Source organism: Pseudomonas sp. E141 (genome assembly GCF_052659885.1).
Window position 1 is genome coordinate 5,851,940 of the sequence record NZ_CP084024.1, and the last position, 21,349, is coordinate 5,873,288.

Annotated in this window: 19 protein-coding genes; 9 read left to right on the top strand and 10 right to left on the bottom strand. The window is 61.5% G+C overall.

The genetic code is table 11. From position 1 onward, the window contains the following. Positions 1-96 precede the first annotated feature (96 nt). From GKKCFE_RS26240 to GKKCFE_RS26255, 4 genes are all read right to left on the bottom strand, one after another. On the bottom strand, positions 97-1,755 hold the full coding sequence (locus GKKCFE_RS26240; protein WP_047229803.1) for a Na/Pi cotransporter family protein: 1,659 nt from the start codon (positions 1,753-1,755) through the stop codon (positions 97-99). A 325-nt stretch (positions 1,756-2,080) separates the two neighbouring features. Then, complete coding sequence (locus GKKCFE_RS26245) at positions 2,081-2,848, bottom strand: TerC family protein (RefSeq protein WP_076383142.1); 768 nt, start codon at positions 2,846-2,848, stop codon at positions 2,081-2,083. Positions 2,849-2,923: 75 nt separating this feature from the next. Continuing rightward, entirely contained in the window at positions 2,924-4,231 is a 1,308-nt protein-coding gene (locus GKKCFE_RS26250) for a CitMHS family transporter (RefSeq protein ID WP_047229805.1), read from the bottom strand. Positions 4,232-4,555: 324 nt separating this feature from the next. Next, entirely contained in the window at positions 4,556-4,882 is a 327-nt protein-coding gene (locus GKKCFE_RS26255; RefSeq protein WP_047229806.1) for a DOPA 4,5-dioxygenase family protein, read from the bottom strand. Between the two features lie 87 nt (positions 4,883-4,969). Here GKKCFE_RS26255 and GKKCFE_RS26260 point away from each other — a divergent pair, with 87 nt between their 5' ends. Continuing rightward, positions 4,970-5,629, top strand: coding sequence for an NAD(P)-dependent oxidoreductase (locus GKKCFE_RS26260; protein WP_047229807.1), 660 nt, complete (start codon positions 4,970-4,972; stop codon positions 5,627-5,629). A 44-nt stretch (positions 5,630-5,673) separates the two neighbouring features. Here GKKCFE_RS26260 and GKKCFE_RS26265 read toward each other — a convergent pair whose 3' ends face one another. Continuing rightward, positions 5,674-6,624: a choline sulfate utilization transcriptional regulator gene (locus tag GKKCFE_RS26265; protein ID WP_076383140.1), complete on the bottom strand. Its 951-nt coding sequence runs from the start codon at positions 6,622-6,624 to the stop codon at positions 5,674-5,676. Positions 6,625-6,738: 114 nt separating this feature from the next. On the opposite strand from GKKCFE_RS26265, the gene betC reads away from it, so the two are divergent. From betC to GKKCFE_RS26280, 3 genes are all read left to right on the top strand, one after another. Then, the gene (betC, locus tag GKKCFE_RS26270; protein WP_047229809.1) at positions 6,739-8,253 is read left to right on the top strand and encodes a choline-sulfatase; all 1,515 of its coding nucleotides are present in this window, start codon (positions 6,739-6,741) and stop codon (positions 8,251-8,253) included. A 15-nt stretch (positions 8,254-8,268) separates the two neighbouring features. Beyond that, the gene (gene choX / locus GKKCFE_RS26275) at positions 8,269-9,186 is read left to right on the top strand and encodes a choline ABC transporter substrate-binding protein (protein WP_417695605.1); all 918 of its coding nucleotides are present in this window, start codon (positions 8,269-8,271) and stop codon (positions 9,184-9,186) included. A gap of 183 nt (positions 9,187-9,369) precedes the next feature. Beyond that, on the top strand, positions 9,370-10,938 hold the full coding sequence (locus tag GKKCFE_RS26280; RefSeq protein ID WP_445577293.1) for a SulP family inorganic anion transporter: 1,569 nt from the start codon (positions 9,370-9,372) through the stop codon (positions 10,936-10,938). Between the two features lie 126 nt (positions 10,939-11,064). Here GKKCFE_RS26280 and aroE read toward each other — a convergent pair whose 3' ends face one another. Both aroE and hemF read right to left on the bottom strand, forming a co-directional pair. Beyond that, positions 11,065-11,886 carry a shikimate dehydrogenase gene (aroE, locus tag GKKCFE_RS26285; RefSeq protein WP_445577294.1) on the bottom strand — a complete coding sequence of 274 codons (822 nt, stop codon included), beginning with the start codon at positions 11,884-11,886 and terminating at the stop codon, positions 11,065-11,067. Positions 11,887-11,899: 13 nt separating this feature from the next. Then, positions 11,900-12,814 carry an oxygen-dependent coproporphyrinogen oxidase gene (gene hemF / locus GKKCFE_RS26290; protein ID WP_445577295.1) on the bottom strand — a complete coding sequence of 305 codons (915 nt, stop codon included), beginning with the start codon at positions 12,812-12,814 and terminating at the stop codon, positions 11,900-11,902. Between the two features lie 163 nt (positions 12,815-12,977). Between hemF and GKKCFE_RS26295 the strand changes: the two genes are divergently transcribed. After that, positions 12,978-13,955, top strand: a complete 978-nt coding sequence (locus tag GKKCFE_RS26295) for an NADPH:quinone reductase (protein WP_047229814.1) — start codon at positions 12,978-12,980, stop codon at positions 13,953-13,955. Positions 13,956-14,102: 147 nt separating this feature from the next. Here GKKCFE_RS26295 and GKKCFE_RS26300 read toward each other — a convergent pair whose 3' ends face one another. From GKKCFE_RS26300 to GKKCFE_RS26310, 3 genes are all read right to left on the bottom strand, one after another. After that, a complete protein-coding gene (locus GKKCFE_RS26300; protein ID WP_047229815.1) occupies positions 14,103-14,660 on the bottom strand; it encodes an L-threonylcarbamoyladenylate synthase in 558 nt (185 codons plus the stop codon). Positions 14,661-14,720: 60 nt separating this feature from the next. After that, the gene (gene dprA, locus GKKCFE_RS26305; protein ID WP_339491070.1) at positions 14,721-15,815 is read right to left on the bottom strand and encodes a DNA-processing protein DprA; all 1,095 of its coding nucleotides are present in this window, start codon (positions 15,813-15,815) and stop codon (positions 14,721-14,723) included. A gap of 79 nt (positions 15,816-15,894) precedes the next feature. Further along, positions 15,895-16,920, bottom strand: a complete 1,026-nt coding sequence (locus tag GKKCFE_RS26310; protein WP_107323189.1) for a LysM peptidoglycan-binding domain-containing protein — start codon at positions 16,918-16,920, stop codon at positions 15,895-15,897. Positions 16,921-17,077: 157 nt separating this feature from the next. Here GKKCFE_RS26310 and def point away from each other — a divergent pair, with 157 nt between their 5' ends. From def to trkA, 4 genes are all read left to right on the top strand, one after another. Continuing rightward, entirely contained in the window at positions 17,078-17,584 is a 507-nt protein-coding gene (gene def / locus GKKCFE_RS26315; RefSeq protein ID WP_003196300.1) for a peptide deformylase, read from the top strand. Between the two features lie 69 nt (positions 17,585-17,653). Then, positions 17,654-18,613: a methionyl-tRNA formyltransferase gene (gene fmt, locus GKKCFE_RS26320; protein ID WP_316912412.1), complete on the top strand. Its 960-nt coding sequence runs from the start codon at positions 17,654-17,656 to the stop codon at positions 18,611-18,613. Further along, complete coding sequence (rsmB, locus tag GKKCFE_RS26325; protein WP_316912413.1) at positions 18,610-19,920, top strand: 16S rRNA (cytosine(967)-C(5))-methyltransferase RsmB; 1,311 nt, start codon at positions 18,610-18,612, stop codon at positions 19,918-19,920. Before fmt ends, rsmB begins: the two co-directional genes overlap by 4 nt. 24 nt (positions 19,921-19,944) lie before the next feature. Further along, a complete protein-coding gene (trkA, locus tag GKKCFE_RS26330; RefSeq protein WP_047229820.1) occupies positions 19,945-21,318 on the top strand; it encodes a Trk system potassium transporter TrkA in 1,374 nt (457 codons plus the stop codon). Positions 21,319-21,349 lie beyond the last annotated feature (31 nt).

The following is a 21,349-nucleotide window of genomic DNA, read 5'->3' on the forward strand; positions in this document are numbered from 1 at the left end:
CGAACCCGATGGATTTCCATGGCGACGTGGGGCCGGCTTGCGTGCGAATGGTTTAAGCCCAGGCCAATCTTACTGACTGAGCAATGCGCCAGTCGTTCAAGGCGAATGGGTGACGTCGGAAATTTCATCAACCGCGAGCGCACCGGTCTCGGAAGTCCCCAGCACCACGTAGGCGCTGCCGCAGAACAGCGAGTTGAGGCGTTTCATGTCGGCGATCAGTTCTAGGTGCAGGGAACTGGTCTCGATGCTTTGTACGATTTTTCGCTGTAGGCGGCTGACGTGTGCGTGGGCCAGTCGTCTTTCCTGCGCTCGAAAGCGACGTTTCTCACGCAACAGCTGACGGGCGCTCTCCGGGTCGGCACTGAGGAACACCGACAATCCCAGCCGCAGATTGGCGATCAACTGGCTGTGCAGCGTCGCCAACTCTTCCAGGCCAACCTCGGAAAAGGACCGACGTTGCGCGGTTTTCTGTTGCTGGACCTTGCGCAACATGCGTTCGATGAGGTCGCTGGCCAGCTTCAGGTTGATCGCCAGCTCAATGATTTCCGCCCAGCGGCGGCTGTCCTGTTCACTGAGGTCCTCACGGGGCATTTGGGCCATATACAGCTTGATGGCGCTGCACAGCGCCTCGACGTCATCGCCCATGCTCCGTACTTGTTGGGTGACTGCGGTCTGCCCGCCGCGCAGTACGTCGAGCATGGCTTCGAGCATGGTTTCGATCAGATCACCGATGCGCAGGGTTTCCCGGGCAGCATTCGCCAGGGCCAGGCTCGGCGTGGCGAGGGCGGTGAGGTCCAGGTGGCGGGGCTTGGCCGTGCCGTTGGTGTCAGGACGCTCCGGCAGCAGCCAGGCACACAGCCTGGCCATCGGCCCGACGCTGGGCAGCAGCACCAGGCAGCGCACGGTGTTGTAGAGCAGGTGAAAACCGATCACCGTTTCCTGGTGGCTGAAATCCAGGCCGTCCAACCAGCCCACCAACGGATCGAGCACTGGAATGATCAACAACAGGCCGATCAACTTGTACAGCAGGCTGCCCAGCGCCACCTGGCGGCCGGCGGCGTTCTGCATGCTGGTGCTGAGAAAGGCCAGCACGCCGCTGCCGATGTTGGCGCCGATCACCAGGCCGATGGCCACCGGCAGACTGATCACCGCTGCGCCGGCCAGTGTCGCGGTCAACAGCACGGCGGCGAGGCTGGAATAGGAGATCATCGCGAACAGCGCACCCACCAGCGCATCGAGCAGGATGTCGCCGGTCAGCGAGGCAAAGATAACTTTCACGCCCTGGGCCTGGGTGATGGGCGCGGCGGCTTCGACAATCAATTGCAGCGCCAGGATGATCAAACCCAAGCCGATGCCGACCCGGCCCATTTGCCCCAGGCGGGTCTGTTTGCGCGACAGGAAAAAAATCACCCCGAGGAAAATCAGCAGCGGCGATAACCAGGACAGATCCAGGGTCAGTACCCGCGCCATCAGCGCCGTGCCGACATCGGCGCCGAGCATGGTCGCCAGGGCAGGGGTCAGTGCCATCAGGCCCTGGCCGACGAATGAGGTGACGAGCATGGCTGTGGCGTTGCTGCTCTGGACCATGGCAGTGACCATGATGCCTGCGACGAACGCCAGCCAGCGCTTGGACATGTTTTGGCCAATGACATGGCGCAGGTTCGTGCCATAGACCCGCAGAATGCCGGTGCGGACGATGTGCGTGCCCCAGATCAGCAGGGCCACGGCGGAGAGCAAGTTCAGCAGGGTCAGCATGAGAAGCCCCCTGTTAGCGTCCCAAAGGGACCAATTGACGGTGCCACATTTTTCTTCGTTGTACTTAAGCTGTAGTTGGCCAACGGTTCGAGCGCCAGCATTGCACAGCTAAAGACGGGTTTGAAACAAAACTGTCATAAAAAACCATTGACCAAAGACACCACGAAACCCTGTGGGGAGCGAGCCTGCTCGCGATAGCGGTCTGTTAGCCAATGAAGATGTTGAATGTTGCGGCCTCATCGCGAGCAGGTTTTGCATCCAGTTACTTTCCGGCAGGCATGAAAAAGGGGCTCGATGAGCCCCTTCGTTCATTGCCCTGTGCCGCTTACTGACCCGGCATATCCTTACGCAGTTTTACCGGATCCTGCTGCTTGCGCTTACGCGCCATGGCAGTGCGCATCTTGATGTTGAACGCTTCGACCGCCAGGGAGAAGGCCATGGCGAAGTAGACGTAGCCTTTTGGCACGTGCACGTCCAGGGACTCAGCGATCAGCACGGTACCGACCACCAGCAGGAACGACAGCGCCAGCATCTTCAGCGACGGGTGCTTGTCGATGAACGAGCTGATGGTGCCCGCCGCCAGCATCATCACCAGCACCGCCACGACGATTGCCGCGACCATCACCGGTACATGGGAGACCATGCCCACGGCGGTGATCACCGAATCCAGGGAGAACACGATGTCGATGATCGCGATCTGGACGATGGTGTAGATGAAGCTGCCGCCCGTGCCCGCAGGCGTCTCGCCGGTTTCGTCTTCGCCTTCCAGCGCGTGGTACATCTCCTGGGAGCTTTTCCACAGCAGGAACAGGCCACCGAAGAACAGGATCAGGTCACGACCGGAAATGCCCTGGCCGAACACTTCGAACAGGTCGGCGGTCAGGCGCATGACCCAGGTGATGGACAGCAGCAACAGGATCCGCGTGATCATGGCCAGGGCCAGACCGAAGATCCGGGTGCGTGCCTGCATGTGCTTGGGCATGCGGCTGACCAGGATCGAGATCATGATGATGTTATCGATGCCCAGGACAATTTCCAGGGCGGTCAGGGTGAAGAAGGCAACCCAGATTTCCGGGTTGGTCAGCCATTCCATGTGAGTTCCTTTAGCGAGTGTTGGGCCGCGCCGCGCCTTCGATTATCGAAAGGGGCGACGCAGCGGGCATTGCTTTTATAGAGTGCTGAACAGTGGAAAAATCCCCATCAGCAAGGCGGCAAACATTATGCACAGGCAAACCAATACTGCCCACTTCAAGGTGAAGCGTTGGTGATCGCCAAACTCGATCCCCGCCAGGGCCACCAGCAGGTAAGTCGATGGAACCAGCGGGCTCAGCAAATGAACGGGCTGGCCAACGATCGAGGCGCGGGCCATTTCAACGGCAGTGATGCCGTAGTGGCTGGCCGCTTCGGCCATGACCGGTAACACCCCGTAATAAAACGCATCGTTCGACATGAAGAAGGTGAACGGCATGCTCGCCAGCGCGGTAATCACTGCCAGGTATGGGCCCAGGAAATCCGGGATCACCGCCAGCAGGCTCTTGGACATGGCGTCGACCATGCCGGTACCGGACAGGATGCCGGTGAAGATACCCGCCGCGAAAATCAAACCGACCACCGCCAATACGCTGCCGGCATGGGCCGCAACGCGGTCTTTCTGCTGTTGCAGGCAAGGGTAGTTGACGATCATCGCGATACTGAACGCCACCATGAACAGCACCGGCAGCGGTAACAGGCCGGCGATCAGCGTGCACATCAGGCCCAGGGTCAACGCACCGTTGAACCAGATCAGCTTCGGACGACGGGCGTCCGGGAACTGGGAAACGCTGATTTCGCTGTGGTCGATGTCATCACCGGCGAGGTGCAATTCACCCAGACGGGCGCGCTCGCGTTTACCGTACATGTAGGAAATCGCCAGGATCGCCGCTACACCCGCGAGCATCGCAGGAATCATCGGAACGAAGATGTCGGACGGATCGACATGCAGCGCGCTGGCTGCACGGGCCGTCGGGCCGCCCCAGGGGGTCATGTTCATCACGCCACCGGCGAGAATGATCAGGCCGGCCATGATCCGTGGGCTCATGCCGATGCGGCTGTAGAGCGGCAGCATGGCGGCCACGCAGATCATATAAGTGGTCGCGCCGTCACCATCGAGGGAAACGACGAGCGCCAGAACGGCGGTGCCGACCGAAACTTTCAACGGGTCGCCCTTGACCAGCTTGAGGATCTTGCGCACGGCCGGGTCGAACAGGCCGGAGTCGATCATCAGGGCAAAATAAAGAATCGCGAACATCAGCATCACCCCGGTCGGGGCAAGCTTGGTGATGCCTTCGAGCATCATCGGACCGATCTTCGGTGCAAAACCACCGAACAGAGCGAACAGGATCGGGATGATGATCAGGGCAATCAGCGCGGACAGGCGCTTGGTCATGATCAGGAACATGAACGTGATGACCATGGCAAAGCCAAGGAAAGTCAGCATAGGAAATACTCCAGGCGTGGCGCGACGGGCAAAGGCAGACCGAACAGGTCAGCGCAGAATGCAAAGCACGGGACGGACGGAGGGAGTGGGTTCAGCGGGGCGGGTAGCAGCGGACATCAGAATCACCATTGTTGTTGTTAAAAGGGCCTAACGAGCCTTAGCCGCTCGCTTCTGGCCACCGGTCTGTTGCCGGTAGTGGGGGCGATCCTAATCGCGCAAGCTTTCAGCCACCTTTCGCCGCTGTAATGGAGTTTTTCTGTAGGGCAAGTCTTACCTGTAGGAGCAAGCTTTATTCCCACAGACAATCTGCGCTCCACCGATAAATCAAAACACCGAAAGATCCAACGGCCGCACCGCGCCCATCCAAATCGCATGCTCGGTGTGGTCCGTCAGGTCGTCGCCGGTGTCCGGGTGAAGAAATATCACCAGGCCTTTGCGATTGAGCGCCAGCCACGGCAAGACCACGCCGATGTGCTGTGGATCGAACGCCAATTGGCAGCTCCAGTCCGGGTGCGGCCCGACTGGGCGTTGGTGGATGCGGCCCATTTTCAGCCCAAACAGTCGCGACGCTTCCTCGCACAGTGCCCGCGCCTGGTCGATGGTGTTGGCGTCGAAATAGACATGGGCGTGGTAGCCCTTGATCCGCTGCATGTGCTTCTCCTCGAAAACTGGCCGAACCGAGATTGTCTCCCGCGGGTCAGAGCCTTTACATGCGGGAAAAAAAAAGGAAAAACAGCCATGAAAAATGCCGAAACCCCGGTCACCAAAGTGGTGCTCTATGGTGCCATGAGTAGCCTCGGCAGTGCGTTGATGGCTGAAATGCTGCGGCGCCAGCACGAAGTCATCGCTGTTCTCGACGACCTTACGGCCCTGGCGCCGCGCCCCGGCCTGCGGGCCAAGACCGGCGACCTCTACGATCCCCAGCGGGTCAAGCAAAGCGTGGCCGGCGCCAATGCCGTGGTGTGTCTGTTGAACGCTCCAGGGTTGCCGATGAACAGCGAGCACGTGGAGCGCACGCTTATTCCCGGTCCCGTGGAGCAGGTGTTGGCGGTGGATGCGCTGATCGCCGGGATGGAGGCAGCGAGTATTTCCCGGCTGTTTCTGGTGGGCGATTTCGCCGTGCTCGACGAGGAGCCGGCAGACGATGTATTGCAGCGTCATGCCGCCGAAGAAGTCCTCGACGCGCTGAACAACAGCACGTTGCAATGGACCCTGATTGACTCACCCTACGCAACGCCCGGTTTGAGCATCGAGCACTTCAGCCAGGTCAGCACCAGCCTGGAGGCCGGCATGGCCGAATCACTGGAGCGGCTTGGCCGTGTGGCCGTCGGCATTGCCGATGAGCTGCGCCTGAACCTGCATGTGGGCCAGCATGTCAGTTTTGTCGCCGCCGATTAGCCTGTGCGGTCGCCGTCTCCCGAGTTGGCGCAGGGGCGGGCTGGTTACACCGCAATGGAAGGCAAGGCCAACCCCGTGAGCGATTCGGCGCTGTTGGCCTGCTCCTCCATCAACCAGTCCACAAACTGCCTGATCAATACCCCGCGCCGTTTACGCTGGGGCAAGACCACGTAATACCCTGACCGCGACAACACTGTTTCAGCGACCGGACGGCACAGCAGCCCTTGGGCCAATAAGTTATCCACAAGGTATCGCCAGCCGATGGCGACGCCCTGACCGCCAATCGCCGCCTGGATGAGCAAGGTGTAGTTGTCGAACCGCAACTGCCCGGGCGCCGGGGGCGAGGTAATGCCCAGCTCACGGAAAACGCCACTCCAATCGAACCAATGGCTACTGTTTTCCCCGCGCAAATGCAGGAGCGGGAACTCCGACAAGGCTTGAGCCGACAAGGGCAGGGAGCGTTCCTTGAGCAACAGCGGGCTGCACACCGGAAAGACTTCTTCGCTGAAAAGCCAGCGACTTTCGCCTTGTTTGAAGCGACCGTCTCCAAATAGCACCGCAACGTCGATATCCGTGCGCAGCATGTTGTGGTTGCGTTCGCTGGTCACCAGGCTGACGTCCACCTGTGGGTTGGCGGCGTGAAACCGATGCAAGCGGGGCATCAGCCAATAGGCGGCAAACGCAAAATCGGTGGCCACTTGCAGCACCTCATGCTGGTCATGGGCGGTGATCGCGCTCAATCCTGCGTCGATATTCTGCAAACCGGCCTGCACCTGCTCGAACAGGATTGTTCCGGCCTCGGTCAGCTCGATGCCGCGATAGATGCGATCGAACAATCGCGTACCCAGTTGTTCTTCCAGGCGCTTGATCTGCTGGCTGATGGCCGGTTGCGTGGTGCCCAGTTCGATCGCCGCTGCCGTAAAGCTGCGGTGGCGGGCCGCGGCTTCAAAGGCGCGGAACAGGTCAAGGGACAGGTCACCCAGGGCTTCATACATAAGCTGTGCTTATCCTAGTCATTGCCTTACGTGGGCTTTACCCATAAAGGTGGGGGCTACATGCTCAATCGCAGCAATTTCGCATAACTGTTTACTATGGAATGCCGCGAATACATGAAGCGCAAGAACATTCTTTTCATCATGGCCGATCAAATGGCCGCGCCAATGTTGCCGATCTACGGTCCTTCGCCGATCAAGCTGCCGAACCTGTCGCGCCTGGCCGAGCAGGGCGTGGTGTTCGACGCCGCGTATTGCAACAGCCCACTCTGCGCACCGTCGCGCTTTACCCTGGTGAGCGGTCAGTTGCCCAGCAAGATCGGCGCCTACGATAACGCGGCGGATTTTCCTGCGGACGTCCCGACGTACGCCCACTACCTGCGGCGCCTGGGTTATCGCACCGCGCTGTCCGGCAAGATGCATTTTTGCGGCCCGGACCAGTTGCATGGCTACGAAGAACGCCTGACCAGTGACATTTACCCGGCCGATTACGGCTGGGCCGTGAACTGGGACGAGCCCGACGTGCGGCCAAGCTGGTATCACAACATGTCTTCGGTGTTGCAGGCCGGTCCGTGCGTGCGCACCAATCAGTTGGATTTTGACGAAGAAGTGGTGTTCAAGGCCCAGCAGTATCTGTTCGACCACATCCGCGAGGATGGCGACCAGCCGTTCTGCCTGACGGTGTCCATGACCCACCCACACGACCCGTACACCATTCCCAAGACCTTTTGGGATATGTATGACGACAAGGACATCCCGCTGCCGCAAACCCCGGGGCAAACAGAGCTGGACCCGCATTCCCAGCGCCTGTTGAAAGTCTATGACCTGTGGGACAAGCCACTGCCTGTGGATAAGATCCGCGATGCGCGCCGCGCGTACTTCGGTGCGTGCAGCTACATTGACAGCAACGTCGGCAAGTTACTGCAAACCCTGGAAGACACCGGCTTGATGGACGACACGATCATCGTGTTCTCCGGCGATCATGGAGACATGCTCGGTGAAAAAGGCCTCTGGTACAAAATGCACTGGTTCGAGATGGCGGCTCGCGTTCCCTTGCTGATCAGCGCACCGGGCCAGTTCGCCAGCGGGCGGGTCGGGGCGGCGGTGTCCACTGCCGACTTGCTGCCGACCCTGGTGGAGTTGGCCGGTGGCCGGCTTGAGCCCGGACTGCCGCTGGATGGCCGGTCGCTGGTGCCCCATCTGCAGGGGCAGGGCGGTCATGACGAGGTCTTTGGTGAATACATGGCCGAAGGCACCATCAGCCCGTTGATGATGATCCGTCGTGGACCCTGGAAATTCATCTACAGCGAAGACGATCCGTGCCTGCTGTTCGATCTGCGCAATGACCCCAAAGAACTGGAGGACCTTAGCCAATCGGCTGAGCATCAGTCCCTGTGCGCGGATTTTCTCGCCGAGGCGCGAGCTAAATGGGATATCCCAACCATTCACCAACAGGTGCTCGCCAGTCAGCGACGTCGACGTTTCGTCGCCCACGCGTTGACGCTGGGCAAACTCAAGAGCTGGGATCACCAGCCGCTGGTGGACGCCAGCCAGCAGTACATGCGTAACCACATTGACCTCGACGATCTGGAACGCAAGGCCCGTTATCCACAACCCTGCCAAAACCAATAACGTAAGGGGAAGCACATGCAAAAGTTATCCACAGTACTGACCGCTGGGCTGTTGGCGCTTAGCAGTTCGGCGTGGGCCGAGCAAAGCTGCGAGACGGTAAAGATGGCCGACCCCGGTTGGAGTGACATCGCTGCGACCAACGCGATCACGGGTTTTCTGCTCGATGGCATGGGCTACAAGGCCAAGGTCGACACCCTCGCAGTGCCGATCACCTTCGGCGGCCTCAAGGACGGCCAGGTTGATGTATTTCTGGGTAACTGGATGCCGGCGCAGCAAGGGTTCTACGACAAGTTCGTGGCCACTGGCGATGTCACGCAACTGGCCAAGAACCTGGACGGCACCGAATTCACCCTGGCCGTCCCGGACTACGTGTGGGATGCCGGTGTGCATAACTTCGCTGACCTGAACAAATTTGCCGATAAGTTCGACAAGAAGATATACGGGATCGGCTCCGGCGCCCCGGCCAACCTCTCCCTGAAGGAAATCATCAAGACCAACGATTTCGGCATGGGCGAGTGGAAACTGGTGGAATCGAGCGAGCAGGCCATGCTCGCGGAAGTCTCCCGGGCGGTGAGGAAACAGAAGTTCGTGACCTTCCTTGGCTGGACGCCACACCCTATGAACGTGCAACTGAAAATGCACTACCTCAAGGGCGGCGAGAAGTATTTTGGCGACACGGGCAGTGTCTATACATTGACTCGCAAAGGTTATGCACAGGCCTGCCCGAACGTAGGCAAGCTGTTGACCAACCTGAGTTTCACCCAGGAAATGGAAAACAGCATCATGGCCGAGGTGGTGAACAAGAAAGTCAGCAATGCCGATGCGGCCAAGGCCTGGATCAAGGCGAATCCGGCGGTGCTGGATAAGTGGCTGGATGGTGTGAAGACCCTGGATGGCAAGGATGCGTTGGCGGCGGTGAAGGCCAAGCTCTGACAATCATGTGGCGAGGCAATCTATGCGGGAGCAAGGCTTGCCCGCGATGAAGACGACTCGGTCTTTCAGAGACCGAGGTGCCTGTTTCGCGAGCAAGCTTTGCTCTCACATAAATCTCCTCGCCACAGGGAGAACGGCGCCTTGTCCTGATACTCTTGCGCCAAACCCGATCCTTGAGGCCCCATGGCATTGCCCACCCGCCATTCACTCTTTCCGTTCCTGAGCTGGCTGCCCCGGCAGACCCGCGCCAGTGTCGGCCGTGACCTGATCGTCGGCCTGAGCGGTGCGATTCTCGCGTTGCCGCAGTCGATTGCCTACGCCCTGATTGCCGGACTGCCGCCGGAATACGGCTTGTATGCGGCGATTGTGCCGGTGCTGATCGCCTGCTTGTGGGGTTCGTCGTGGCACCTGATCTGCGGTCCTACGGCGGCGATTTCCATTGTCCTGTATGCCAGCGTCAGCCCCCTGGCCATGCCGGCCACCCAGGACTACGTCACCTTGATCCTGTTGCTGACGGTGCTGGCGGGGGTTTTCCAGTGGCTGCTGGGGTTGTTGCGTTTCGGCGCGCTGGTGAACTTCGTCTCACATTCGGTGGTGCTGGGTTTCACCCTGGGCGCGGCGGTGGTGATCGCCCTGGGGCAGTTGCCCAACCTGCTGGGTCTCGATCTGCCCAACGAAGCCACGGCGTTGAAAGGGCTGCTGATGTTGGTCAGTCATATCGAGGCTGTGGATAAGCCTTCTCTGTTTCTCGGTTTGGGCACGCTGGTGCTGGGCGTGGTGCTCAAACGGCTGCTGCCGCGCTGGCCGAGCCTGTTGATAACTTTGGTCATCAGCAGCCTGGTGGTCTGGCTGTGGCCAGGGATGTTCGGGCATGTCGCGCTGGTCAGCGCCTTTGCCGGGCGCTTGCCGCCGTTCTCTGCGCTGCCGCTGGACCTGGATCTGATCCTGCGCCTGCTGCCCGGCGCGGTTGCGGTGGGTATGCTCGGGTTGGTGACCAGCCTGTCCATTGCTCGCTCGTTGTCAGTACGCTCCGGGCAGTTACTCGACGCGAATCAGGAGGTCAGGGCGCAGGGGCTTTCCAATATTGTGGGAGGGTTCTTTTCCGGATCCTTGTCAGCGGGTTCCTTTACCCGTTCCGGCCTCAGTTATGAAGCCGGCGCTTGCTCGCCCCTGGCCGGGGTTTTCTCGGCACTGTGGGTGGCCTTGTTTGCGGTAACCGGTGCCAAGCTGATTTCGCACATTCCGATACCGGCCATGGCCGGCAGCATTCTGCTGATCGCCTGGGGGCTGGTGGATTATCGCGGCGTCCGGGCGTTGTTTCGCGTGAGCCGCGCCGAATTCGTGGTGATGAGCCTCACTTGCCTGGCCACGCTGCTGCTGGAGCTGCAGACCGCTATCTATGCCGGTGTGCTGGCGTCGCTGTTCTTCTACCTCAAGCGCACCTCGCAACCGCGGGTGCAACACGCCCGTGAGGGTGAAGCTGACATCCTGCGTGTAGGCGGTTCGATCTTTTTTGGTGCCAGCCATTACCTGCAAGTGCGTCTGCAACGGTTGCAGGCACGACGGGTGGTGATCGATGCCCAGCAGATCAACTTCATCGACTACTCCGGCGTGGAAATGCTGCACCAGGAAGCCCGGCGCTTGCGCACCCAAGGGCGCAGCCTGACGTTGCGCAGGGCCAGGCCCCATGTGGTGGAAGAGTTGAAGAAGCTGGAAGGGCCGGAGCACTGTCCGATCCATTTCGAAGACTAGGGCTTAAGGTAGACGCACCCTGTGGCGAGGGGATTTATCCCCGCTGGGGCGCGCAGCGGCCCTGGTTTTTTGGGACGGCTTCGCAGTCCAACGGGGATAAATCCCCTCGCCACAACAGTCTGTAGCCTACAGTGCGAGCTGGCGCCGCAATTCGGCCAGCACTGGCGCGGTGTCCGGGCGTACCCCGCGCCACAGGTAGAACGCTTCGCCCGCCTGCTCGGCGAGCATGCCCAAGCCATCCATCGCCACCGCCGCGCCTTGTTCGCTGGCCCAGCGACAGAACGAAGTGGGCTCCTTGCCATACATCATGTCGTAGCAGAACGTCTTGCCGGGCTCGATCAAACTTGCGGCAATCGGCGGTACATCACCGGACAGGCTCGCCGATGTGGCGTTGATAATCAGGTCCACCGGCTCTTGCAGCCAGTCGAAACCGCTGGCTGAGACCGGGCCCAGGTCCGCGAACAACTCGGCCAGCAATTCGGCTTTTTCCACCGTGCGGTTGGCGATGATCACCGAGGCCGGCGCTTCGGCCAGCAGCGGTTCCAGAGCACCGCGCACAGCACCGCCGGCGCCCAGCAGCAGGATGCGTTTGCCCTTGAGGTTTAAACCTGCGTTGACGGTCAGGTCTCGAACCAGTCCGGCACCATCGGTGTTGTCACCCAACAGACGGCCATCGGCCAGCTTGCTCAAAGTGTTCACCGCCCCGGCCCGCTGGGCCCGCTCGGTCAGGCTGTCGGCCAGGCGGAAGGCGTCTTCCTTGAACGGCACGGTGACATTCGCCCCACGCCCCTCGCGGAAGAATTCCCGCACGCAGCCGGCGAAATCGTCCAGGGGCGCGAGCAGCGTGCTGTAGTCCAGTGTTTGCCCGGTCTGCTCGGCGAAGAGACGGTGGATCAGCGGCGATTTGCTGTGGCCGATCGGGTTACCCATTACAACGTAGCGGTCCATGGATAATCCTCGTTCAGGCCGTCGCCAGCCAATCGCGATCCTGCAGGAAATACTCGGTCAGCCGCGCCTCTTCGCTGCCCGGTTCGGCTTTCCAGTCATAGCTCCAGCGCACTTGCGGCGGCAGGGACATCAGGATCGACTCGGTACGCCCGCCAGATTGCAGCCCGAACAGGGTGCCGCGGTCGTAGACCAGGTTGAACTCCACGTAGCGTCCGCGGCGAAACTCCTGGAATTCCCTTTGTTTGGCGGTAAACGGGTCCTGCTTGCGGCGGCGCACGATAGGCAGGTAAGCCTCGATGTAGGCATCGCCGATGGCGCGCATGAAGGCGAAGCTGGTGTCGAAATCCCACTCGTTCAGGTCGTCGAAAAACAGGCCGCCAATGCCACGGGGCTCGTTGCGATGCTTGATATGGAAATAGCTATCGCACCAGGCTTTGTAGCGCGAATACACGTCGGGGCCGAACGGGGCACAGGCCTGTTGGGCAACGCGGTGCCAATGCACGCAGTCTTCTGCCACGCCGTAGTACGGTGTCAGGTCGAAGCCGCCGCCGAACCACCAGACCGGCTCTTCGCCTTCCTTTTCAGCGATGAAAAAACGCACATTGGCGTGGGACGTAGGCACATGAGGGTTGTGGGGATGGATGACCAATGACACGCCCAGCGCTTCGAAGCCGCGCCCGGCCAGTTCCGGCCGATGGGCGCTGGCCGAGGGGGGGAGACCGCTGCCGAAGACGTGGGAAAAGTTGACGCCGCCCTTTTCGATCAGCGTACCGTTTTCAATCACTCGCGTGCGACCGCCACCACCGGCGGGGCGGGTCCAGGCATCTTCGACGAAACGAGTGCCGCCGTCTTCGGTTTCCAGGGCCGCACAGATGCGGTCTTGCAGGTCGAGCAGGTAGGCTTTCACGGCCTCGGTGCGAGTGGTCATGACATCACCTTGATCAGGGCTACGCTACGCGGCTTGCAGCGGGCCGGTGGCAAATGGGCGCACAGGATACCACCGCACTTGCCTACGCCACAGTTGACGAAGGTCAAGCTTAGGAGTCCGATAGCAGGCTTGGTAAAAAGTCCACGACAAGGAGAAAGTGAAGATGGCCAAACGTATTCAGTTCAGTTCCCACGGCGGCCCCGAAGTGCTCGAGTACGTGGGCTACCAGCCTGCCGAGCCGGGCCCGCAGCAGGTGCGGGTCAGCAACAAGGCGATCGGCCTGAACTTCATCGATACCTATTACCGCAGCGGTCTTTACCCGCCACCGGCCTTGCCATCGGGCTTGGGGGCCGAGGGGGCAGGTGTGGTCGAGGCCGTCGGTTCAGACGTCACGCGGTTCAAGGTCGGTGACCGGGTAGCTTATGGCAGCGGTCCGCTGGGGGCCTACAGCGACGTGCATGTGTTGCCCGAGGCCAATCTGGTGCATTTGCCCGAGTCCATCAGTTTCGAACAGGCGGCCGGCGTGATGCTCAAGGGCCTGACCGTGCAATACCTGCTGCGTCAGACCTACGAGCTCAAAGGGGGGGAAACCATCCTGTTCCATGCCGCTGCTGGTGGCGTGGGCTCTTTGGCCTGCCAGTGGGCCAAGGCCCTGGGCGTGCGATTGATCGGCACCGTCAGCTCAGCGGAAAAAGCCGCAATCGCTAAATCCCACGGCGCTTGGGAAACCATCGACTACAGCAAGGAAAACGTCGTACAGCGGGTGCTGGAGCTGACCGACGGCAAGAAAGTCCCGGTGGTCTATGACGGTGTCGGCAAGGACACCTGGCTGACCTCCCTGGACTGCGTAGCGCCCCGTGGCCTGCTGGTGAGTTTCGGCAATGCTTCCGGTGCGGTGGACGGCGTGAACCTGGGGATACTCGCGGCCAAAGGCTCGCTGTACGTCACCCGTCCGACCCTGGCCACTTACGCCAATAACGCCGAGAACCTGCAGCGCATGGCCGATGAGCTGTTCGGCATGATCAGCAGTGGCAAGATCAAAGTGGATATCAACCAGCGTTATCCACTGGCCGAAGCGGCCAAGGCCCAGGCGGAGTTGTCGGCGCGGCGCACAACTGGCTCGACGATTCTCCTGCCCTGATTTAAAGGTTGCTAAAGAACCTGTGGGAGCGAGCTTGCTCGCGATAGCGGTATGTCAGCCAACATCAATGCTAACTGACCTGATGCTATCGCGAGCAAGCTCGCTCCCACACTGGTTTTGTGCAAGATGCAGAAGGTGTGTTCGGGCTCAGTCCGGCCGCACCACGTTGCCGGTCGCCAGGTCGCGAATCACGCTGGGGTTCTTGCGCCCACCCAGGTTACCGCCCAGCACAAGGTCGATCTGCCCACGGAAATATTGCTCGACGCGAATTCGCGTGCGCGCCGCCGGGCGGCCCTGAGGGTTGGCCGAGGTGGACACCAGCGGCCCCACCAGTGAGCACAAGTCGCGCACGGTGGGGTGATCGCTGACCCGCAGCGCAACCGTGTCGTGCACACCGGTAATCCATTGCGGCAGCAGATTCTGGTGCGGCACCAGCCAGGTATTAGGCCCAGGCCAGGTGCTGGCCATTCGATCCATCCAGGTTTCAGGGAAATCTTCGAACAGAAAGTCGAACTGGTGGATGTTGTCAGCCACCAGGATCAAACCCTTATCGGGCAGCCGCGACTTGATCGCCAGCAGGCGCTCCACCGCGTCTTCGTTCCACGGGTCGCAGCCCAGGCCCCAGACCGCTTCGGTTGGATAGGCAATCACCGCCCCGGCGCGAATTTCTCGCGCGGCTTGTTGCACACGCCAACTGTTGACCATGAAAGACTCTCCACAACGCAAATAAGGCTGTGCGCAGTTTACCGATCTTCCCCATAAAACCTAGCGCGCAAACCAGCGCCCGTTGTCACAGACCGCCCGTCCCTCCATTTCCAGCTCAGTCAGCGCCGCCAGTACTTTGGGCAAGCTCCAGCCGCTGGCGGCGGCCAGCGCTTCGCTGCCAAGCGGCGCGGCATGGAGCAAGCGCAACAGCGGATGGGTGACGGGCGCCGGTTCCATGGACAGCGGCAACTGCTGCCAGCCCCGCAATGCTTCAAGGATGTGCTCGACGGTTTCCACCAGCGCCGCGCCGTCGCGGATCAACTGATGGCAGCCCTTCGCGCCGGGGTGGTGGATCGACCCCGGAATGGCGTACACCTCGCGCCCTTGTTCGGCCGCCAAGCGTGCGGTGATCAGCGAACCGCTGGCGACACTGGCCTCCACCACCAGTACACCGAGGGACAGACCGCTGATGATCCGGTTGCGACGAGGAAAGTTGCTGGCGTGGGGCGGCGCGTCCAGCGGGAACTCCGACAGCACCGCGCTGCCTTGGGCGATCATCGCGTCCGCCAGCCGACGATTGCGCTGTGGATAAAAATTTTCCAGCCCTGTGCCCAGCACGCCAATTGTTTGCCCACCCACATCCAGCGCTGCTTGATGGGCCGCCGCGTCGATGCCCAGGGCCAGGCCGCTGGTGATGACAAAACCGGCACCGGCCAGGCTTCGGGAAAACGCCGCGGCGGTGTCCATGCCCGGTCGCGATGCCCGGCGGCTGCCGACCATCGCCAGCTGTGGTTTTTCCAGAATGGTCGCGTCCCCGGCGACGAACAACAGCGGTGGCGCATCGCTGATCTGCGCCAGCAGCGCGGGGTAGTCAGGCTGGTCCCACATCAGTAAACGCTGGGCCGAACCCTCCAGCCAGGCCAATGCATGGGCGGCGCCGTCACGCACATCCGGGTTGCGCCGAGCCTCGGCACACGCCGCGGGCAACCTCAGCGCTCGCCAGGCGCTGGCCGGTGCGCTGATGGCTTTGGAGGCCGAGCCAAAGGCCTCCATCAGGGTCATGAAACGTTTGGGGCCCAGTTCCGGCAAGCGGTGCAGGCGCAGACGGGCCTCCAGTTCCGCAGGGGAAACCGAAGCAGATTCAGGCAATGACATGGATCATCCTTGATCGTTATAAGCCCCGTCGAAACGGGAACAAGCTGTGGATAACTCTGTTGGTAACTTGTGAGACCCGTTATGGATTGCGCACTTTGTCGAGTACCGCCAGCGAGCGCGAGGCGTATAGCACCAAGCCATAGCTGAGCTTGTCGTAGGTGCGAAAAACCATCAGCAGGCCAGCACGTTCATCGGGAATTTTCACCTGCTCGCCGGTGATGCGGTCACGCACGGTCTCGCCGGTCTTCATCACCGCCAGCACATTGCCTTCGGCCAGCCCGTCGCGACGGCCCTTGTTCAGGGTTACCACATCCAGGGCGCCGATCTGGGTGACGCCGCGGGGTACATCGAGGATCAGCCCGTTGATCTCCGATTTCGGTGCGCTGGGCATGAACGTCGAGTTGATCGAGCGTTCTTCGCCACTGAACAGGCGATCGCCGAGGCGCACCTCCTGGGTCGTGCGTTGCAGGGCCAGGGTTGTGATGTCGCCTTCGCTCGCCACGACTTCACCGCTGCCGATGTCATCGGCGTTGATGCCCAGGAACTCCTTGGTTTCGGGATCGGTGTAGACCTTGCCCTGCCGGAAGATGCCATACGCCGACTGGTTTGCGTCGAAGGGGCCGCGGGCAAAGATCCGGTCTCCCGTGCCGCTGAGGACCCGTTCGGCATCGCCGGCAACGATGTAGGGCGCCTTGTCGAAATCCTCGGCCGTGTCGACGATGCGGTTGCTCAGCAAAAAGCTGTTGATGGCCTGCAGCGGGATGCTCGGGATCGCGTCGGCCACCGGCGAGCTGCGAATGCGCGGTGACAGCTTGATGGTGCCCCGCGAAGCGCCGCGATTGAGGGTCAGGCGCGGTTGACCGTTGACGTAGACCAGCGACAGGGTGTCGCCGGGATAAATCAGGTTGGGGTTCTCGATCTGTGGGTTGGCTTGCCAGAGTTCGGGCCATTTCCACGGTTCACGCAAGTATTTGCCGGAGATGTCCCACAGCGTGTCCCCCGTCACCACTGTGTATTGCTGGGGAAAACCTTCCCGAAGTTGCACTTGCCCGTGCGCGATACCGGCCGAGGCCAGAAGCAGCAGGGCGAGTAGTGATTTCCTCATGCGGTGAATCCCTTTATTATGTGCGTTCGCGTAAAACGCCAGAGCCCCCGTGGCTCGCTCCGTGATTGAGGAGCAACGTTTTACAACGGTAGCCTGCATCCCAAGACACGCCAGGCCAGCCACCCGACTTTACTTCACACGTGCATTTATCAAGCTTATGGCCATTTTGAACATTCTCGAATTTCCGGACCCGCGCCTGCGCACTATCGCCAAACCGGTGGCCGTAGTGGACGACGAAGTGCGTCAGTTGGTCGATGACATGTTTGAAACAATGTATGAGGCGCCAGGCATCGGCCTCGCCGCGACCCAGGTCAACGTGCACAAGCGTATCGTCGTGATGGACCTTTCCGAAGACCGCAGCGAGCCCCGGGTGTTCATCAATCCCGAGTTCGAAACCCTGACCGACGAGATGGACCAATACCAGGAAGGCTGTCTCTCGGTGCCCGGCTTCTACGAAAACGTCGACCGCCCGCAGAAGGTCAAGATCAAAGCCCTGGACCGTGACGGCCAGCCTTACGAGCTGATCGCCGAAGGGTTGCTGGCGGTGTGCATCCAGCATGAGTGCGATCACCTCAACGGCAAGCTGTTCGTGGACTACCTGTCTACCCTCAAGCGTGACCGGATCAAGAAAAAACTGGAAAAACTTCATCGCCAGAATGCTTGACGCCCCCTTCAAAGGCTTGCCGCGGCAAGCCTTTTTCTTTTGCGACTGCTTTGTAAATGAGAGCTTCCCATGACTGAGCCACTGCGCATCGTCTTTGCCGGCACTCCCGAGTTCGCCGCCGACCACCTCAAGGCCCTGCTGGCCAGCCCCCATGAAATCATCGCGGTCTACACCCAGCCGGATCGGCCGGCCGGTCGCGGGCAAAAACTGATGCCCAGCCCAGTCAAGCAACTGGCCCTGGAGAGCGGTTTGCAGGTCTTGCAGCCGCCGACCTTGCGCGACGCTCAGGCCCAGGCCGACTTGGCCGCACTCAAACCCGACTTGATGGTGGTGGTCGCCTACGGCCTGATCCTGCCCCAAGTGGTGCTGGATATTCCGCGCCTGGGTTGCATCAACAGCCACGCCTCGCTGCTGCCACGCTGGCGCGGTGCGGCGCCGATCCAGCGCGCCGTGCAAGCCGGCGATGCCGAGAGCGGCGTCACCGTGATGCGCATGGAAGCCGGCCTGGACACCGGGCCGATGCTGCTCAAGGTCAGCACGCCCATCAGCGCCGAAGACACCGGCGGCAGCCTGCATGACCGCCTCGCACTGATCGGCCCGCCGGCCGTGGTCCAGGCCATCGCCGGCCTCGCCGCCGGCACGCTGGAAGGCGAAGTGCAGGATGACAGCCTCGCCACCTACGCCCACAAACTGAACAAGGACGAAGCACGCATCGACTGGAGCCGCCCGGCCATCGAGCTGGAGCGTCTGGTGCGTGCCTTCAACCCGTGGCCGATCTGCCACAGCACCTTGAACGGCGAGGCCCTGAAAGTGCTGGCGGCAAGCCACGCCGAGGGGCAGGGCGCGCCGGGTGAAATCCTTGGTGCCAGCAAGGACGGCCTCGTTGTCGCCTGTGGCGAGCAGGCCCTGTGTCTGACACGTCTGCAATTACCCGGTGGCAAGGCGCTGAACTTCAGCGATTTGTACAACAGCCGTCGTGAGAAATTTGCCGTCGGCACGGTGCTGGGCCAAGCGGCGGACGCTTCATGAACCCGCGTCTGGCCGCCGCCAAGGCGCTTGCTGCGGTCCTGAGCGGAAAAGCCTCACTCAACAGTTCCCTGCCGACCCAACTGGACAAGGTTGAAGACCGTGATCGCGGCTTCACCCAGGACCTGGCGTTCGGCACCGCCCGTTGGCAGCCACGGCTGTCGGCCCTGGCGGCGAAGCTGCTGCAGAAACCGTTCAAGGCCGCCGATGCCGACGTCGAAGCGCTGCTGCTGGTGGGGCTCTATCAATTGCTCTACACCCGCGTGCCTGCCCACGCCGCCATCGGTGAAACCGTGGGCTGCGCCGACAAACTGAAAAAGCCGTGGGCCAAGGCCCTGCTCAATGCCGTGCTGCGCCGCGCCCAACGGGAAAGCGAAGCCCTGCTGGCCGAGCTGGAACACGACCCGGTGGTGCGCACTGCCCACCCGCGCTGGCTGCAAAAATCCCTGAAAGCCTTCTGGCCCGAGCAGTGGGAGGCCATCTGCGCGGCCAACAATGCCCATCCGCCGATGATCCTGCGGGTCAACCGTCGCCACCATACGCGCGATGCCTACCTGGCGTTACTGGGCGAGGCTGGTATCCCGGCCATCCCGTGCCAGTACAGCCGCGACGGTATCGTGCTGGAAACCCCCGGCGATGTACGCACGCTGCCGGGCTTTGCCGACGGTTGGATCAGCGTCCAGGACGAAGCCGCGCAACTGGCTGCCGACCTGCTGGAGCTGGCGCCCGGCCAACGCGTGCTGGATGCCTGCTGCGCACCGGGTGGCAAGACCTGCCACATCCTCGAGGCCGAGCCGAAACTGGCCGGCGTGGTGGCGGTGGACCTGGAAGCCAAGCGCCTGGTGCGCGTGAAGGAAAACCTCGAACGCCTTGGCCTGGACGCCGAACTGATTGCCGCCGATGGCCGCGACACCGCCAGTTGGTGGGATGGCAAGCCATTTCAACGCATCCTGCTGGACGCACCGTGTTCGGCCACCGGCGTGATCCGCCGTCATCCCGACATCAAGCTCACCCGCCAGCCGGATGATATCGCCGCACTGGCGGTGTTGCAGGGGCAATTGCTCGACGCGTTGTGGATAACCCTGGAAGTGGGCGGCATGCTGCTGTATGCCACGTGTTCGACGTTGCCGACCGAGAACACCGAAGTGATCGAAGCATTCCTCGCCCGTACCCCCGGTGCCCGGGAGCTGGACATTGCCAGCCAGGCCGGGGTGAAGCAGCCCCATGGTCGGCAGTTGCTGGCCCAAGAGGGCGGCCACGACGGGTTCTACTACGCCAAACTGATCAAGATCGCCGCCGCACGCGGTTAAAACCGATTCGATAGGAGTGACCGGATGAAAATCATCATCCTCGGCGCAGGGCAGGTCGGCGGTTCGCTGGCTGAACATCTGGCCAGTGAAGCCAACGACATCACCGTGGTCGACACCGACGGTGACCGCCTGCGCGATCTCGGTGACCGCCTCGACATCCGTACCGTACAGGGCCGTGGCTCATTGCCTACGGTGCTGCGTCAGGCCGGTGCCGACGATGCCGACATGCTGGTGGCTGTCACCAACAGCGATGAAACCAACATGGTGGCCTGCCAGGTCGCTCACACGCTGTTCCACACCCCGACCAAGATCGCCCGGGTGCGCGAGGCGGCCTACCTGACCCGCGCCGACCTGTTCGACAACGAAGCGATCCCGGTGGATGTACTGATCAGCCCCGAGCAAGTAGTGACCAACTACATCAAGCGCCTGATCGAACACCCGGGCGCTTTGCAGGTGATCGACTTTGCCGAAGGCAAGGCGCAATTGGTCGCGGTCAAGGCCTACTACGGCGGACCGCTGGTGGGCCAGCAACTGCGCCAGCTGCGCGAGCACATGCCGAATGTGGAGACGCGGGTCGCGGCGATTTTCCGACGTGATCGGCCGATCCTGCCCCAGGGCGATACCGTGATCGAAGCGGACGATGAGGTATTTTTCATCGCCGCCAAGGCCAATATTCGCGCGGTAATGAGCGAAATGCGCCGTCTCGACGAAAACAACAAGCGCATCGTGATTGCCGGCGGCGGGCAGATCGGCGAGCGTCTGGCCGAAGCCATCGAAAGCCGCTATCAGGTCAAGATCATCGAGATGAACCCGGCGCGCTGCCGTTACCTCTCGGATAACCTCGACAGCACCGTGGTGTTGCAGGGCAGCGCCTCGGACCGTGACTTGCTCCTGGAAGAAAACATCGCCGACGCCGACATCTTCCTGGCCCTGACCAACGACGACGAAGCCAACATCATGTCGTCGCTGCTGGCCAAGCGCCTGGGGGCGAAGAAGGTGATGACCATCATCAACAACCCGGCCTACGTCGACCTGATCCAGGGTGGCGAGATCGACATCGCCATCAGCCCGCAACTGGCAACCATCGGCACCTTGCTGGCCCACGTGCGGCGCGGCGACATCGTCAGCGTGCACTCCCTGCGCCGTGGCGCGGCCGAAGCCATCGAGGCGATTGCCCATGGCGATGCCAAGTCCAGCAAAGTCATCGGCAAGGCCATCCGCGACCTCGGCCTGCCGCCAGGCACCACCATCGGCGCGATCATCCGCGACGAACAAGTGCTCATCGCCCATGACGACACCATGATCCAGACCGGCGACCATGTGATCCTGTTCCTGGTGGATAAAAAGCATATTCGTGATGTGGAGAAGCTGTTCCATGTGGGGTTGAGTTTCTTCTGATCCAGAATTTGCGGTGATGGACCGGGCCTCA